The organism is Streptomyces sp. DT224 (assembly GCF_049844595.1).
Lineage (GTDB): Bacteria > Actinomycetota > Actinomycetes > Streptomycetales > Streptomycetaceae > Streptomyces.
The window spans coordinates 38,717-54,452 of the sequence record NZ_JBNCLI010000008.1; the positions used below are offsets into that span (position 1 = coordinate 38,717).

General features: G+C 75.2%; 14 protein-coding genes. 10 read left to right on the plus strand and 4 right to left on the minus strand.

What is annotated here, in order from left to right; all coding sequences use genetic code 11:
* Positions 1 to 6: 6 nt before the first annotated feature.
* The 10 genes from ACLQ2N_RS20730 (at position 7) to ACLQ2N_RS20775 (ending at position 9,924) form a co-directional block, all read left to right on the plus strand.
* Positions 7 to 1,701, plus strand: a complete 1,695-nt coding sequence (locus ACLQ2N_RS20730) for a hypothetical protein (protein WP_425815117.1) — start codon at positions 7 to 9, stop codon at positions 1,699 to 1,701.
* Between the two features lie 16 nt (positions 1,702 to 1,717).
* Positions 1,718 to 2,158 (plus strand): phage tail protein, encoded by a 441-nt coding sequence (locus ACLQ2N_RS20735; RefSeq protein ID WP_425815119.1) that lies wholly within the window; start codon positions 1,718 to 1,720, stop codon positions 2,156 to 2,158.
* Positions 2,159 to 2,163: 5 nt separating this feature from the next.
* Positions 2,164 to 2,961, plus strand: a complete 798-nt coding sequence (locus tag ACLQ2N_RS20740) for a peptidase M23 (RefSeq protein WP_425815121.1) — start codon at positions 2,164 to 2,166, stop codon at positions 2,959 to 2,961.
* Complete coding sequence (locus ACLQ2N_RS20745) at positions 2,958 to 4,865, plus strand: VgrG-related protein (protein ID WP_425815123.1); 1,908 nt, start codon at positions 2,958 to 2,960, stop codon at positions 4,863 to 4,865. The genes ACLQ2N_RS20740 and ACLQ2N_RS20745 overlap by 4 nt, the downstream gene beginning before the upstream one ends.
* 37 nt (positions 4,866 to 4,902) lie before the next feature.
* The gene (locus ACLQ2N_RS20750) at positions 4,903 to 5,184 is read left to right on the plus strand and encodes a PAAR domain-containing protein (protein WP_425815125.1); all 282 of its coding nucleotides are present in this window, start codon (positions 4,903 to 4,905) and stop codon (positions 5,182 to 5,184) included.
* A gap of 6 nt (positions 5,185 to 5,190) precedes the next feature.
* A complete protein-coding gene (locus ACLQ2N_RS20755; RefSeq protein WP_164404606.1) occupies positions 5,191 to 5,625 on the plus strand; it encodes a GPW/gp25 family protein in 435 nt (144 codons plus the stop codon).
* Positions 5,622 to 7,595, plus strand: a complete 1,974-nt coding sequence (locus ACLQ2N_RS20760; RefSeq protein WP_425815127.1) for a putative baseplate assembly protein — start codon at positions 5,622 to 5,624, stop codon at positions 7,593 to 7,595. Before ACLQ2N_RS20755 ends, ACLQ2N_RS20760 begins: the two co-directional genes overlap by 4 nt.
* A 4-nt stretch (positions 7,596 to 7,599) precedes the next feature.
* Entirely contained in the window at positions 7,600 to 8,166 is a 567-nt protein-coding gene (locus ACLQ2N_RS20765) for a phage tail protein (protein WP_425815129.1), read from the plus strand.
* 380 nt (positions 8,167 to 8,546) lie between these two features.
* The gene (locus ACLQ2N_RS20770; protein WP_425815131.1) at positions 8,547 to 9,407 is read left to right on the plus strand and encodes an NADase-type glycan-binding domain-containing protein; all 861 of its coding nucleotides are present in this window, start codon (positions 8,547 to 8,549) and stop codon (positions 9,405 to 9,407) included.
* 64 nt (positions 9,408 to 9,471) lie between these two features.
* Positions 9,472 to 9,924, plus strand: coding sequence for a flavodoxin family protein (locus ACLQ2N_RS20775; protein ID WP_425815133.1), 453 nt, complete (start codon positions 9,472 to 9,474; stop codon positions 9,922 to 9,924).
* A 269-nt stretch (positions 9,925 to 10,193) separates the two neighbouring features.
* On the opposite strand, the gene ACLQ2N_RS20780 is transcribed toward ACLQ2N_RS20775, so the two are convergent.
* The 4 genes from ACLQ2N_RS20780 to ACLQ2N_RS20795 all read right to left on the minus strand — a co-directional run bounded on the left by ACLQ2N_RS20780 (position 10,194) and on the right by ACLQ2N_RS20795 (position 15,608).
* Entirely contained in the window at positions 10,194 to 11,816 is a 1,623-nt protein-coding gene (locus ACLQ2N_RS20780; protein ID WP_425815135.1) for an ABC-F family ATP-binding cassette domain-containing protein, read from the minus strand.
* Positions 11,813 to 13,447, minus strand: coding sequence for a ribosomal protection-like ABC-F family protein (gene abc-f, locus ACLQ2N_RS20785; RefSeq protein ID WP_425815137.1), 1,635 nt, complete (start codon positions 13,445 to 13,447; stop codon positions 11,813 to 11,815). The genes ACLQ2N_RS20780 and abc-f overlap by 4 nt, the downstream gene beginning before the upstream one ends.
* A gap of 195 nt (positions 13,448 to 13,642) precedes the next feature.
* Positions 13,643 to 14,062 carry a hypothetical protein gene (locus tag ACLQ2N_RS20790; protein WP_425815139.1) on the minus strand — a complete coding sequence of 140 codons (420 nt, stop codon included), beginning with the start codon at positions 14,060 to 14,062 and terminating at the stop codon, positions 13,643 to 13,645.
* A 151-nt stretch (positions 14,063 to 14,213) separates the two neighbouring features.
* Positions 14,214 to 15,608, minus strand: coding sequence for a sulfatase-like hydrolase/transferase (locus tag ACLQ2N_RS20795; protein ID WP_425815141.1), 1,395 nt, complete (start codon positions 15,606 to 15,608; stop codon positions 14,214 to 14,216).
* Between the last annotated feature and the right edge of the window lie 128 nt (positions 15,609 to 15,736).

A 15,736-nucleotide genomic window follows, 5' to 3' on the forward strand; every position in this document is an offset into this window, starting at 1 on the left:
GGAACCATGGGGCTGATGTCCTGGCTGCGCGGCGGCCGTTCCGCCGCCGCCCCGCCCTCGCAGCCGCCCGGCCCGTCGGGGCCGGACCGGGCCGACCGGGTCGACGTGAACCGGCTGGAACCTGTGCAGCGGTCCGTCACGGGCCAGGACCTGCTGATCAACCCGACCGGTTTCGAGGACGCTTTGACGACGCGCCGGCGTACGTCGCTGGGAACGCCGTTGGGTCACCTGGTGAGCCCCGAGGCCCCCGCCGGTCTGGTACGCGGTGTGGTCGACGCCGCCCCGGGAAGCCCGCCGCCACCGGTCCAGCGTGCCATCGGGGTGCCGATGCCGGCGCTCTCCGGTACGCGGCGTGGCGCGGTCGCCGTCCAGCGGACGTACGGGGACGGCCTGCCGAATCTCACCTCGGCCGGACCGGCCTCGGCGTCCGCCGGGCCGCCCGTACGCCAACTGGTCGGCGAGCAGCCCCTCGTACCCTTGGACGGGCACACCGAGCCGGTGGGCCCGGCACCTCGCGCGGACGCCGTCGAGCCCGCCGCCCCGACGCAGGGCGCCCCGCCCGTGCAGCGCGCCGCCACCCCCGCCGAGGGGCCACCGGGGCCGGTGCCACCCGCGCACCCGCCCCGGCGCACCGGCGGCCTCGGGGCACCGCTGCCCGGTCTGCCGCCCACGGCCCAGCGCAAGGCGGTCCAGCCCTCCCAGCCGCCCCAGGTGCAGCGCGGCAGCGCCCCGCCGCCCGCCCGCACCACCGTCCCGGCGCCCGGCCCGGGCGGGAGCGCGGAGCCGCTGACCCCCGAGGTATCCGGCACCCCGGGCACCTCCACCGGTGCGGAGACCGTGGCCCCGCTCCTGGGCGACGCCCCGCTCAAGCCGGAGGACGGCGCCCCCGCCCCCGACGCGACGACGGACCGCCACCCTCCCGCCGCCCCGGTGCAGCGCACCACCACCCCGCCGCCCGCAGCCCCCGACCGCCCCACCGCCCCCCTGCTCGGGGACCGGCCCCTGGCCCTCCGTACCACCGACGCCCCCGGAGCCACCCCGGCCGTCCAGCGCGCGGCGGAAGGCACCGGCGCCGACGGCGGCGCCCCCAGGCCGTCGCCCTTCGCCCCCGCGCCCCCGGACCAGCCGCCCGCCGTGGCCGTCCGCTGGACCGCGACCGGCCCGGACGCGGGCATCGCGCCCGGGGGGCCGGGAGGGCGGGGAGCGCCGAGTGCCCCGGGGGTACCGTTGCAGCGTGCGGTGACCGCCGTACAGCGGCAGTCACCTCCGCCGCCCGGCCGGCCGGAGCCGGCGAGCGGGCGGGGGCCGCGCGTCCCCGCCTCCGTGCAGAACGCCGGGGCCGTCGCCGTGGCGGCCGGGGTGGCGCAGCGCATGGCGGACGGGAGCGTCGTCTTCCCGTCCGCACCCCGTGACGGCACCTCTCGGCCGGTCGTCCAGCGGGACTCGGAGACCGCCGAGGAGCCCCCGCCACCGCCCCCGCCGGAACCCGGTCCGGAGCCGGGGCCCGAACCCGAGCCGCCGGCCGCGGAGCAACCCGCGGCGACGACGAGCTCGTCCGTGAACCCCGACGGGACACCGCAGGCGCCCCCCGTCACCGACGAACTGGTCCGGGCGCTGTACGCGCCCCTCAGCAGACTGCTGAAGGCCGACCTGAGGCTCGAACGCGAACGTTCCGGCTCCCTCATCAACACCCGTCACTGATTGAGAGGCACGCGCCATGGCCACCGCCACCGCCCCGGACGACCCCGCAGTCAGCGTCTGCTTCGTCGTGACGATCGACGACATCGAACTCGGGTCGTTCAACACCTGCGACGGGCTGGGCTGCGAAGTCGTCCTGGAGACCCGCGAGGAGGGCGGCAACAACGGGCACGTGTGGCAGTTGCCGACCCGGCTGAAGTACTCCAACGTGAAGTTGTCGCGTCCGCTCACCAGGGAGACGGAGAAGGTGGCGCGCTGGTTCGCCACGATGACGACCGGGTTCAGCCGCAAGACCGCCCACATCGAGGCGCGGACCGGCGACGGCCGCAAGGTGGCCCAGTGGGGGCTGCTCGAAGTGGTGCCGGTGCGCTGGACCGGGCCCTCGTTCACGCCGGAGTCGCCCAAGGTCGCGATGGAGACGATCGAGATCGCCCACCACGGCTATGTGATGGAGGGCTGAGCGGCGTGGGCGCGGGACCCATCGCCTTCAGCGCGGCCGGCACCTCCGGGGTGGCGTCCGCCGCGAAGGGCGGCTCGGCCAGGCCCAAGCTGGAGCACGCCTACCTGGAGCTGCGTACACCGCCCAGCGGGGGCGGGCTGACCCCCGGCGGCCCGTGCGGGCGGATCGACTTCCAGTTCAACCCGAAGGAGCTGAGCCTGACGAAGGCGGCCTCCTGGAAGCGCACCCCGGCCAAGGGCGCCAAGAGCTCGGGTCCGCCGGAGTACCAGGGGTCGCAGCCCAGCAAGTTGACCGTCGAGATGTTCTTCGACGCGGGCGACACCCAGGACACCCGGGTCGTGACGGCGGTGGAGCAGCTGTTCGCGTGCTGCGTGCCGACGAACGAGACCAGGCAGCAGCAGCGTTCCTCGCCGCCCTGGGTGGTGTTCCACTGGGGCGGACTGACCGGCTTCCCCGGTTACGTGAGCCAAGTCGCCGCCAAGTACACGCTGTTCACCACGTCGGGCGTGCCGATCCGGGCCGTGTGCCAGGTGACGATGGAGGAGATCAGCGGGGAGACGCCCGGCCAGAACCCCACGTCCGGGGCGCTGGCGGCCCGGCGGGTGCACCGGGTCGCGTCCGGGGACTCGCTGCCGTCGCTGGCCCACCGGGAGTACGGTGATGCGGGCGCCTGGCGGGTCATCGCCGAGGCGAACGGCATCGACGACCCGATCAGGCTGGCCCCGGGCACCCAGCTGCTGCTGCCCGCGCCGGACGAGCTGAGCCGACTGGACGACAACGGCGGCCGGGGGGTGGGCCGATGACGCGCCCCGGGGTCGCCAGCGCACTGGTGGTGGAGTTCGACGGCCGCCCGCTGCCCGCGAAGTTCCTCAACACGCTGGTCGAGGGATACGTGGACGACAGCCGCACGCTCCCCGACCTCTTCCTGCTCCGGTTCCGCGACCCGGACCGCGTCCTCCTCCAGCAGACCGGCCTGAAGATCGGCAGCGAGGCCCGGCTCCTCGCCAGGGCCGGCGGGGGAACCGCCCCGAAACCGCTCCTCGAAGGAGCGGTCACGGCCCTGGAGGTGGAGCTGGACGAGACCGGTACCTTCACCGTGGTCCGGGGACTGGACGCATCGCACCGGCTGCTGCGGGGCCGGCGCGTCGCGAGCTACCAGAACATGACCCTGTCCGACATCTGCGGCCAGGTCGCCCAGCGTGCCGGACTCAAACCCGGCACCGTGGACATCGCGGGCCCGGTCATCGAGCACCTGGCCCAGCCCAACGTCACCGACTGGGAGTTCGTGCGCGGACTCGCCGAGGAGGCGGGCGCCCAGGCGTACGTACGAGACGGGCAGCTGCACATCACCCGGCCCGCCGAGGCGAGCGGGGCGCCGGACAGCTCCGCGCGCGCCGACCGCGACCCGCTCGTCCTCGAACTCGGCAGCAACCTGCTGCGCTGCCGCGCCGGTGTCTCGGCCGCCGAGCAGGTCTCCGAGGTCGAGGTGCGCGGCTGGGACATCGGCGCCAAGGAGCCGCTGGTCGGCCGGTCGGCCGCCGGCACGTCGGCGACGCTGGACCTCGGCGTCACGGCCGCCGAGGTGGCCGCCCCCTTCGGCGAGGCCCGGTTCGTCGTCACCGACGCCGTGTACGGCACACAGGCGCAGGTGGACCAGGCGGCGAAGGCGCTGGCGGAGCGCATCGCCGGATCGTTCGCGGAACTGGAGGCGGTGATCCGGGGCAACCCCGAGGTCACGGCGGGCAGCGCGGTCGCCCTCAACGCGGTCGGCGCGCCCTTCGAGGGCCGCTACACGGTCACCTCCTCGCGCCACGTATTCGACGCCGTACGCGGCTACGAGACCTGGATCACCGTCTCCGGCCAGCAGGAGCGCTCGCTGCTCGGGCTCACGGCCGCCTCCGGCGCGTCCGGAAGCGGCCCGCGCTGGTCCGGGCTGGTCAGCGGGACGGTCACGGACACCCAGGACCCGGAGGGCTCGGGCCGGGTGAAAGTGCGCTTCCCCTGGCTGTCGGACGAGTACGCGAGCGACTGGGCGCGCACCGCGCAGTCCGGCGGCACGGGGGGCGGCGAGGCGTTCATCCCCGAGGTCGGCGACGAGGTGCTGGTCGGCTTCGAGCAGGGGCACCTGGACCGGCCGTACGTGCTGGCGGGGCTCTACAACGGCAAGGACCGGCCCGGCGGGGGAGGCGGCTCCGGGGCCCCGGGGGCGTCCGGAACCCCCGGCGCACCCGACGCGGGCGGCGGCGACCTGGTCGACCCCACCACCGGCGCCGTCAACCGCCGCGCCTTCGCCTCCAAGAGCGGCAACCAGCTCGAACTGCTGGACGCGGCGAACGGCCCCCAGGGCGTGAGGCTGCGCACCGGCGACGGGAAGCTCACCATCGACCTGGACCGGCGGGGCACCGCCGTCGTCATCAACAGCGACGGCAGCGTCACCATCGAGGCCAGGGAACAGGTCTCCGTCACGGCCGCCAAGGGCGTGTCCCTGGACGCCGGGCGCGGCGAGCTGACGCTCACCGGCGAGAGCGTCACCCTCACCTCCCGCAGCGGGGTCGCCCTGAACGGCGGCACCGGCAGGGTCGCCCTGTCCACGGACGGCGCGGTGGAGGTGCACGGCGGCCAGGTCACGGTCGACGGCAGCCGGCGCACGGACCTGAAGAGCGGCGGCTCGGTCTCCGTCAACGCGCCCATGATCCAGCTCAACTGACATACCGCCACATTCGCAGCGAACAGGAGCGCCCCGCATGCCGTCAGCAGCAGCCGCCCGGGTCGGCGACCCCACGGGTCACCCGGGCACGGTCGGGCCGCCCGGGGTGGCCTCGGTGCTGATCGGCGGCAGACCCGCGGCCACGGTCGGCACCACCCACCAGTGCGCGTCGCCGCTCGGACATCCGCCGACTCCGATCGCGCCCCCGGGCAGCCGGAGCGTGTTCATCGGCGGCAGGCCGGCCGCCCGCGTCGGTGACCTGAGCGGCTGCGGAGCGCCGATCCTCTCGGGCTGCGCCACGGTGCTGATCGGAGGCTGAACGGACATGGGAGAGCAGTTCATCGGGGCCGGCTGGGCCTTCCCGCCGCGTACGGACGCCACCGGGTCCATCGCCCTGGTACGCGGCGAACGCGAACTGGAGGAGTCGATCCGGCTGATCCTCGCGACCTCGCCGGGCGAGCGCCCGATGCGGCCCGAATTCGGCTGCGCCGTCAACGACTACGTGTTCGCCCCCGCCGACGCCGGAACGGCCGGGCAGCTCGCGTACGAGGTGCGCCTCGCCCTGGAACGCTGGGAACCGCGCATCGAGGTCGCCGACGTCACCGTCCGGTTCGACGCGGCGGACAGCGGGGTGCTCTACATCGACATCGGCTACACGGTGCGCGGCTCCAACGACCCGCGCAACCTCGTCTTCCCGTTCTACGTGATCCCCCCGCACGGGCCGGAGACGAACCCCGACGACGAGGAGGCCGGCGCGTGACGCTGCCCAGTCCCCATCTGGACGACCGCCGCTTCCAGGGCCTGGTGGACGAGGCCAAACGCCTGGTCCAGCAGCGCTGCCCGGAGTGGACCGACCACAACGTGTCGGACCCGGGCGTCACGCTCATCGAGGCGTTCGCGACGATGGTCGACCAGCTCGTCTACCGGGTGAACCGGGTACCGGAGAAGAGCTACCTCACCTTCCTCGACCTGATCGGCGTACGGCTGCACCCGCCGACGGCCGCGCGCACCGATGTGACCTTCCGGCTGTCCGCGCCCCGCCCCGACCCCGTCGTGGTGCGCGCCGGGACCGAGGTCGCGACCGTCCGTACGGAGACGGAGGAGGCGGTCGTCTTCACGACCTCGTCCGAACTGACCGTCGTGCCCTGCTCGTTCGCCCACCTCGCGACCTGGCCCGTCGCCGAGGAGGTGGTCGACCGCACCGAACAGCTCGCCATCGGCCGCGACGTGGCCTGCTTCGGCGCCACCCCCGCCCCCGGCGACTGCCTCTACGTGGGCCTGTCGGCCGCCGTGCCGGCCGGAGTCGTCGTCCTGCGGCTCGACTGCCGCGTCGAGGGCGTCGGCGTGGACCCGCTGCGCCCGCCCCTGGTCTGGGAGGCGTGGGACGGCGCCACCTGGGCGGCCTGCGAGGTCGAGAAGGACGACACCGGCGGCTTCAACCGCTCCGGCGAACTCATCCTGCACCTGCCGAGGACCCACACCCCGGCCGCCGTCGTCCGGCGCACCGGCGGCTGGCTGCGCTGCCGCCTGATCGAGGCCGAGCCCGGCCGCCCGACCTACCTGGCGCCCCCCGTGGTCCGCTCCGTCACCGCCTTCACCATCGGCGCGACCGTCGCCGCCGAGCACGCCGAGACCATCACCGACGAAGTGCTCGGCGCGGCGGAGGGCGTACCGGGCCAGGCGTTCACCCTGGCCCGGTCGCCCGTCGTGCCCGGGGACTTCGTGGTCGAGGTCGCGGACCCGGCCGGCGGCCCCGAGCCGGAGTACACCCGCTGGACGAGGGTCGACGACTTCGCGCACTCCGGCCCCGAGGACCGGCACATCACCCTCGACCCGAACTCCGGCCGCGTCGAGTTCGGCCCCGCCGTACGCGAACGGGACGGCTCCATCCGCTACTACGGAGCCGTCCCCGCCAAGGGCGCCACCGTCCGGGTGCGTTCGTACCGCACCGGAGGCGGACTGCGGGGCAACGTCGCCCGCTCGACCCTGAGGATCCTGCGCAGCGCGATCCCGTACGTGGCCCGGGTCGAGAACCGCAGGCCCGCGCTCGGCGGGGTCGACGGGGAGAGCGTCGACAGCGCCCGGGTACGCGGCCCCATGACGCTGCGCACCCTGCACCGGGCCGTCGTCCCGCACGACTACGAACTCCTGGCCCGCGAGGTCGCCCCGGACGCCGCCCGCGTCCACTGCATCCGGGCCGGGGCCGACGGCGACGAGAGCGACGCCACCGCCCAGGGCGTACGGCTCCTCGTCGTGCCGGCCGGGCGCAGCGACGAGCAGGGCCGGATCGAGTTCGACGAGCTGGTCCCGCCGGCCCGGACCCTGCGCCTCATCGCCGGGCACCTGGACGAGCGCCGCCCGATCGGCGCCCGCCTCGCCGTCGAACCGCCCTTCTACCAGGGCGTCACCGTCGTCGCCTCGGTCCAGGCCGAGCCGGGCGCGGACCGCGACCGCGTGCGCGACGCGGCGCTGGCCGCGCTGTACGGCTACTTCAACCCCCTGACCGGCGGTCCCAACGGGCAGGGCTGGCCCTTCGGGCGCCCGGTCCAGTCCGGCGAGGCGTTCGCCGTGCTCCAGCGGGTGCCGGGCGTGGACCTGGTGGAGGACGTACGCCTCTACCGCGCCGACCCGGTGACCGGTGAGCGCACCGACGCCACCACCAAGATCCCGCTCGACCGGCACGCGCTGGTCTTCAGCTACGAGCACCAGCTCCGCGTGAGAGGAGCCTGACCCCATGCGCACCGGCGTCCCCGGGCTCCCCACCCCGCACCCCCTCATCGACCAGCTCCCCGCCGTCTACCTGGAACAGGACTTCCTCCGCCGCTTCCTCGGCGCGCTGGACGACGTCCTCGCCCCGGTCCTGCTCACCATCGACAACCTCCCCGCCCACCTGGACCCGCGCAGCGCCCCCGACGACTTCCTGGCCTGGCTCGCGCAATGGGTCGCGGCGGAGTCCCCCGAGGACGGCCCGGCCGAACGGCGCCGTGAGACGGTACGCGGTGCGGTGGCCCGGCACGCCCGGCGCGGGACGGCGGGCGGGCTCGCCGAGGCGCTCCGCCTGGCGACCGGCGCGGACCCGGAGATCACGGAGAGCGGTGGCACCGCCTGGTCCACCGGGCCCGGCACCACACTCCCCGGCGCGCCACGCCCCTGGGTGACGATCCGGGTCCGGGAGGGGCGCGGCCGGCCCGTCGACCGGGCCCGGCTGGAGGAACTCATCGGCACGGAGGTGCCGGCCCACGTGGGCTTCACGCTGGAGATCCTGCCCTCGGAGGAGGGCGCGGGGGGTGCTGTGCGGTGATCTGCGAGTCGTGCGGGACGAGGAACGAACCGGGCCGCGAATTCTGCGTGTCGTGCGAGGCGTTCCTGGCGTGGGAGGAGGGCGACGAACCCGCACCGGGACCTCCTGCGGCCCGCCCGCCCGCGCAGCCCGGTCCGCCGGAACCGGCCCCGCCCGCGTCCGCCCCGCCACCACCCGTCGCTCCCGAACCGGGACGGCGCGCGGTCCCCCCGGCCACCGCGCCGCCCGCCGCTGTGCGCCCGGACCCGCCCCGCCCGGCGTCTCCCGCCCCACCGGATCCGCCCCACGCGGCGAACCCCCTCCCCGCCATCCCGCCGCAACGCCCGCCGGTCCCCGCGCTCCGCGCCCCGGACCCGTCGCCCCGCACGCCCCCCGCCCCCGTGCCGCCCGCCGGCGCCGCCCCCCGGCGCCCCGGGGACCGGCCGGACACCCCTCCCGGCCCCGCTGCCTGGACCCCCGACGCGTCGTCGCCCGAACCACCGGCCACCGCCCCGGCCAGGGCCGGCGCGCCCGTGCGGTGCCCCGGCTGCGGCACCGAGAACGCACCCGACCGCACCCTGTGCGTCCGGTGCGCCCTGCTTCTCGACCCCGGTCCGGCACCCGCCGCCCGGCCGCCGTGGTGGCGCCGCCTCTTCCGCAGGGGCCCGGCGCGGGGCCACGAGGCCGGGGCGCGCCCGCGGCGCCGTCGGCGGGGGCCACGGCTCGGGATCCCCCTCGCCCTGCTCCTCGTCCTGGCCGGGGTGTGGTTCGCGCTGCCGCACCTGTCCGGGCTGCTGGGCCTCGCCAAGGAGGAGACGGGCGCGCCGGAGTCGATGCCCCCCACCGCGTGCCACGCGTCGAGCGCGGCCCCCGGGCATGCCGCGGCCGCCGCCGTGGACGGCTTCAACAACCGCTACTGGGCGCCCAGGGCCGCCGGCGGCGGTGCGGGGGAGTTCCTTGAGTGCACGTTCGACTCGCCGGTCCGGCTGCGGAAGATGGTGGTGTTCTCCGGCACGTCGACGCGTACGGACGAATATCTGACGCAGGCCCGGCCGGCCAGGCTCATCGCCGAACTGACCGCGCGGGACGGCACCAGGAGCACGAAGACGATCCGGCTCGCCGACCAGGCGGGCCAGCAGACGTTCGACGTGCGGGGCTCGCAGACCGTCCGCCTCCGGCTGACCATCGACTCCGCCTACGGCACCGGGAAGGGCCGCCGGGTGGCGGTCGCCGAGGTCGAGTTCTTCGGCCACCGCTCCTGACACCGCGGCGCGCCACGCGCGCCCGGCTTGCGGCGGAGGAAGGGGGACGGCAGGGTTCCGTGCTGTGCCCACTCTCCTGATCGTGCATCACACGCCCTCGCCGAACTGCCAGGCCCTCTTCGAGGCCGTCGTCGCCGGCGCGACGACGGACGAGATCGAGGGCGTACGCGTGGTACGGCGCGCCGCGCTCGCCGCGACGGCCACTGACGTACTCGAAGCGGACGGGCTGCTCCTCGGCACGCCGGCGAACCTCGGCTACATGTCCGGGGCGCTCAAGCACTTCTTCGACCAGATCTACTACCCGTGCCTCGACACGACGCGGGGCCGCCCCTTCGGCTACTACGTGCACGGCGGCAACGACGTCACGGGCGCCGTGCGCGGCATCGAGACGATCACCACCGGTCTCGGCTGGCGCCGGGCGGCGGACGCCGTGCAGGTGACCGGCGAACCGACCAGGGCGGACACCGAGGCATGCTGGGAGCTGGGAGCCGCGCTGGCGGCCGGCCTGACCGAATAGGGGCTGCGCGGCCGGCGACCGGACCTCCACAGATTGGGGGACCCGTCCGCGCAAGGTGAGTGCTGATGACCACTCACCGGCCCGACGAGGATCCCTTCCTGTCCTTCTGGCTGCGCGTGCGCGACGCGCTCGCGCGGTACGAATCCGAGCCGCGCGCCGGGACCGCCCGGGCGCCGGCCACCGTGCACCTGGTGGCCAGAACACCGCCCGCCTGGGCGGACGCCGGGCAGCGGATCAGCCTCGGCCTGGGGGACCGGCCGTCGGCCTGTTCAATCGGTTGCCTGAGCGCCCAGCCGCACCTCGCGCCCCCGCCAGCGCCGCCGCAGCCAGCGGTCGTGGCTGGCGACCACGACCGCGCCCGGTCCGGGACCCAACGCCTCCTCCAGCTCGTCGCAGAGCGCGGGGGAGAGGTGGTTGGTCGGCTCGTCCAGCAGCAGCAGCTCCGGCGGGCGGGCCATCAGCAGCGCGAGCGCGAGCCTGCGCCGCTGGCCCGCCGACAGCTGCCGCACCTGCTTGCCGAGGTCCGCCTCGCGCAACAGCCCGAGCGAGACCAACGGCACCAGCTCCGCCCGGTCGGCGCCCAGCACCCGTACGTAGGTGTCGGCGACGGTACGGTCCGGCCGGGCGAACACGCTGTCCTGCGCGAGCACCCCGACGGACAGGCCCGGCCGTCTGACCACCTCGCCGACCGCCACCGGCCGGCCCGCGAGCACCGCGATCAGCGTCGACTTCCCCGTACCGTTGCCGCCGGTCACCAGCAGGCGGTCGGACGCCCCGACATCGAGCTTGTCGACGGCCAACCGGCCGGGGAACCGCACCCCGCGCAGGGACACCAGCGTGCCCGGCTCCGACGGCTCGGCCCGCTCGGGGTACCGGAACCGCAAGGGGCTCGGCGGCTCGGCGACCTGGCGGCGCTCCGCCTCGTCCAGGCGCCGGGTGGCGTTGCGCACCCGGCGCGCGACCTGGCTCTGCACCCGGCCGGCCCGCACCCCGTACCCCATCTTCTCGCTGTCGCGCGGGCCCCGGTCGGGCGCGACCTGGCGCGCGGTCACCGCGGCCGACCGGCGCAGCTCCCCGATCTCCTCCTGCTCCTCGGTGTACCGGCGCTCCCACCGGGCCCGCTCCGCCCGCTTCTCCGCCAGGTACGCGCTGTACCCGCCGCCGTACCGTACGGGCCCGTCGACCGCCGGATCGAGGTCGATGACATCCGTGCAGACCGCGTCCAGGAACGCCCGGTCGTGGCCGGCGAGCACCACGGGCCCGGACATCGTGCGCAGGTGGTCCTCCACGAACGCGGCGGCCTCGTCGTCCAGATGGTTGGTCGGCTCGTCGAGGAGCAGCGCGGCCGGCCGGCGGACCAGCAGCGCGGCGAGCGCCAGCCGGCCGCGCTGCCCGCCCGAGAGCGAGCGGAGCGTCCGCCCGTGCGGCAGGGACCCGAGCCCGAGCCCGCCGAGCACGACGGCCGCGCGCCGGTCGGCGTCCCAGACCTCCCGCTCCTCCGCCTGTTCGAGTCGCCCGCCGTACGCCTCCAGGAGCTCCGCGTGCTCCGGAGAGTCCTCCGGCGTACGGGAGAGCAGACCGGAGAGCCGGTCCAGCTCGGCGAGACCGGCCCGCGCCTCGCGCAGCGCGTCGTCCAGGACGCCCGCGATGGTGGAGTCCGCGTCGAACGGCATCTCCTGGTGCAGGAATCCCACATCGGCGGGCCGGGTGACCTGTCCGGCGTCGGGTTCGTCCACCCCGGCGAGCAGCCGCAGGAGTGTCGACTTGCCGACACCGTTCTCCCCGATGAGGCCGATGCGGTCGCCGGGCGACGCGGTGAGCGACACGCCGTCCAGGACGCGCTTCGTGCCGAGGACGCGTACCAGGTCGTGGGCGAGGAGGGCGCGGCTCATGCTTCCGGTGCCCCCGTCTCGCGCAGCTCCCCGTCCGCCAGCCGCAACCACCGGCCCACCCCGATTCGTTCCAGGAACCGTTCGTCGTGGCTGACCACCACGAACGCGCCCCGGTACGAGGCGAGCGCGCTCTCCAGCTGGCCGGCGCTCACCAGGTCCAGGTTGTTCGTCGGCTCGTCCAGGAGCAGCAGCTGCGGGGCCGGTTCCGCGCACAGGACGCAGGCCAGCGTGGCCCGCAGCCGCTCGCCGCCCGACAGAACGCCGACCGGCAGATGGGCGCGGTCGCCGCGGAAGAGGAAGCGCGCGAGGAGGTTCATCCGCTCGGCCTCCTCCCGGTGCGGGGCGTACGCGGCGAAGTTCTCGGCCACCGTGCGCCCGAGGTCGAGCAGGTCGAGCCGTTGCGAGAGGTACGCGATCCGCCCGTCGGCCCGCCTGATCGACCCGCCGTCCGGTTCCAGGTCGCCGTTGACCAGCCGCAGCAGGGTGCTCTTGCCGGCGCCGTTGGGCCCGGTCAGCGCGATGCGTTCGGGGCCCCGGATCGTCAGATCGACGCCGTCGCCGGCGAACTGCTCCCGGCCGCCGAGACGCACCCGCAGCCGCTCGGCCAGGAGCACCGTGCGGCCGGCGGGCACATCGGTGTCCGGCAGGTCGAGCGTGATGCGCTGCTCGTCGCGTACCGCACGCCCCGCCTCGTCGAGGCGGGCCTGCGCCTCGCCGACCCGCGCGGCGTGCGTCTGGCCCGACTTCCCGGCCGCCTCCTGGGCACCCCGCTTCATGTTCCCGGCGAAGATGCGGGGCAGGCCCGCGTTCTTGAGGTTGCGGGCCGCGTTGCTCGCGCGCCGCTCGGCCCGCTCACGGGCCTGCTGCATCTCGCGCTTCTCCCGCTTCAGCTCCTGCTCCGCGCTGCGGACGTTCTTCTCGGCCACCTCCTGCTCGGCCCGTACGGCCTGCTCGTACGCCGTGAAGTTGCCGCCGTACAGCCGTAGTTCCGATACGCCGAGTTCGGCGATGCGGTCCATGCGGTCCAGCAGCGCGCGGTCGTGGCTGACGAGCATCAGCGTGCCGTTCCACGACTCCAGCGTGTCGTAGAGGCGGTGCCGTGCGTCGAGGTCGAGGTTGTTCGTCGGCTCGTCGAGCAGCAGGACGTCCGGCCGCTTCAGCAGCTGCGCCGCGAGTCCGAGCGAGACGACCTGGCCGCCGCTGAGCGTGCCGATGCTCCGGTCCAGGGCGATGCCGTCGAGGCCGAGCCGGTCGAGCTGGGCGCGGGTGCGCTCCTCGATGTCCCAGTCGTCGCCGATGGCGGCGAAGTGCTTCTCGTCCACGTCGCCGGACTCCACGGCGTCCAGCGCGCGGATCACCGCGTCGACGCCCAGGACCTCGGAGACCGACAGGTCACCGGTCAGGGGAAGGCTCTGCGGGAGGTAGCCGAGCGTGCCGTCGACGGTGACGGAACCGGCGCTCGGGCGCTCCTCGCCGGCCAGCAGTTTGAGCAGCGTGCTCTTCCCGGAGCCGTTGGGGGCGACGAGCCCGGTACGGCCGCTGCCCACGCTGAAGGACAGGCCGGAGAAGACCGGGGTGTCGTCCGGCCAGGAGAAGGAGAGGTTCGAGCAGATGAGGGATGCGTCGGGCATACGGGGACCTCGCGTGTGAATCCGGGGAGGGCGGAGCCCGCGGCCCCGGGGAAATGGCCTGAGGGAACAACGACATGGCCACTGCGGTGGCGCCCTGGGCGCCCGCTGCGGCTACGGGGCTCCGGGATCACCCGGAGATGTCGTCGTCGCCTGCCATGTCTGGTCTCCTCGTACACGCTGAACGGCCCGTCGATCTTAGCAGCTGTCCCCGCTCACGGCCTTTCGTTTCGGCTGCGCAGATCGGTGATGCCCCTGATCCAGGGCCGCCTCCGGATGCGCCGGGCTGCCGGTGGACAGCAGGATCACCACACCTCCCCGGATCCCGGCCGGCAGCGCCGCCGCCGAGCGGTCCGCGTCCCGGCCGGCGTCGGTCTCCCCGATCGACTGCATGTGCCGGACCCGGCGGCCGGCGCGTTCTGCCGGCGGTCCAGCAGTTCGGCGGCGACGGCCTGCGCGCCCGCCGAGGCCGGCCCGATCCCGGAGACCACGATGCCGAGCGGACACTGCCGCGTGCACCACGGCCGTGTCGCCGGGGCCGACGGCGTACGTCTCGGTGGTGAAGCGGTTCGCCGTGAGCCCCTGCGTCATCACCGCGGCCGCCGTCTCGTCCGGCACCTCGTCGGACACCTTGACCAGCCTCTCCGCCGGGATGGCCAGAAGCTCCGCGCAGCTGCCCGGGGGGGTGGAACCACGCCACCCGGGCACCGGCGGCCAGCTCCTCGACGCCCTCGCCGAGCGCGGTCACGTACCCCATGCCCTCGCGGCGTCACCCGCGCGGGCTGTGACCGAAGCGGACCCCCTCCCACGGCGCGCCGTCCGGGGAGGACTCCGCGCGGCGCTGCCCGGCCGGGCGCACCGGAGCCCGCTCGACGACGGGCTTCGCGCCCTCGATCCGCTCCAGCCAGTCGAGGAGGTCTTGGCGCAGCTCGTCGGCGACCGCGCGGTGCGACTCCAGCCCCGCGAGGTTGTCCAGCTCGTACGGGTCGGCCGCCAGGTCGTACAGCCCGGTCTCCGTGTAGTGGCCCGCGTCCGGGTCGTTCCAGGCGTCCGCGCCCCGCGCCTCCACGGCGTACTTCCACCGTGAGGTGCGTACCGCGCGCCCCACCTGGTCCTCGCTGATCTGGACGAACGCGGAGTCCGGTCGCCCGGGATCGCGCCCGCCGCCGGTCAGCGGGAGCAGCGAGCGCCCCTGCACGCCCGGCGGCACCGGGAGGCCTGCGGCCTCCAGCAGCGTCGGCATCAGGTCCAGGGTGCCGACGGGCTGCCGGACGAGGCCGCCGCCGGTGAAGCCGGCACCGGTGATCGCGAAGGGGACGCGCACCGACGCGTCGTGGGGGGAGCGCTTGTACTCGCTGTTGCGGGTACGGAAGTGGGAGCCGTGGTCCGCCGTCCACGCCAGGACCGTGTTCTCCTCGGTGCCCAGGCTGCGCAGGGCGTCCCGGAGCCGGCCCACGCCCTCGTCGACCCGCTTGATCTGCCCGAGGTAGCCGCCCAGGTGGCGGTGTGCGCCGCCCTGCACGGCGCCCGGGGAGAGCGCCGCCAGGTCGGGCGGCAGCCAGGCGCCCTCGTACCGCTCGCGGTAGCCCGCCGGGGCCGGGTAGTCGTCGGTCGGGTTCTGGTGGTGCGGCTCCAGGAGGGAGACGAAGAGGAGGTAGGGCCGGTCGTGGTGGTCGGCGACGAACCGGATCGCCGCGTCGATCAGTGCGTCCGAGCGGTAGCCGGGCAGCCGGACCGGAGCACCGTCCTCGTCGTACACCACCGTGCGGTAGGCGTCCGAGGTGAACTCCAGCCGGTCCGACGCGAGCCAGCTGCCGTAGCCGCCGCGCAAGGCGGGCGGAACGGGGCCGTCGGGATTCTCGTCACCCGCCAGGTGCCACTTCCCGATGTAGCCGGTTGCGTACCCGGCCGCCGCGAACTCACCGGCGAGCGTGGGAATGTTCCCGGGGAGCGGAAGGCCGTTCCGGAAGACACCGGTCGCCGTCGGGTAGCGACCGGTCTGGATGGACGAACGGGCGGGCGCGCAGACCGGGTTGGGGGTGACGGTCTGCTCGAACAGGGTGCCCTCGCGGGCGATCCGGTCGAACTCGGGTGTCACCCCGGCCCGGTTGCCGTGCACCCCGGTCGTGTCCCAGCGCTGCTGGTCGGTGAGGACGACGATCACCTGCGGGGGCGCCCCGGCGGGGGGGGGCGGGGGCCCCCCCCCCCGGGGGGGGGGGGGGGGGCGCCCCCCCCCCCCCCCCCCGGGGGGGGGGGGCCGGCCGGGGTGGCCCAGGGCCGGGGCGCCCCCGC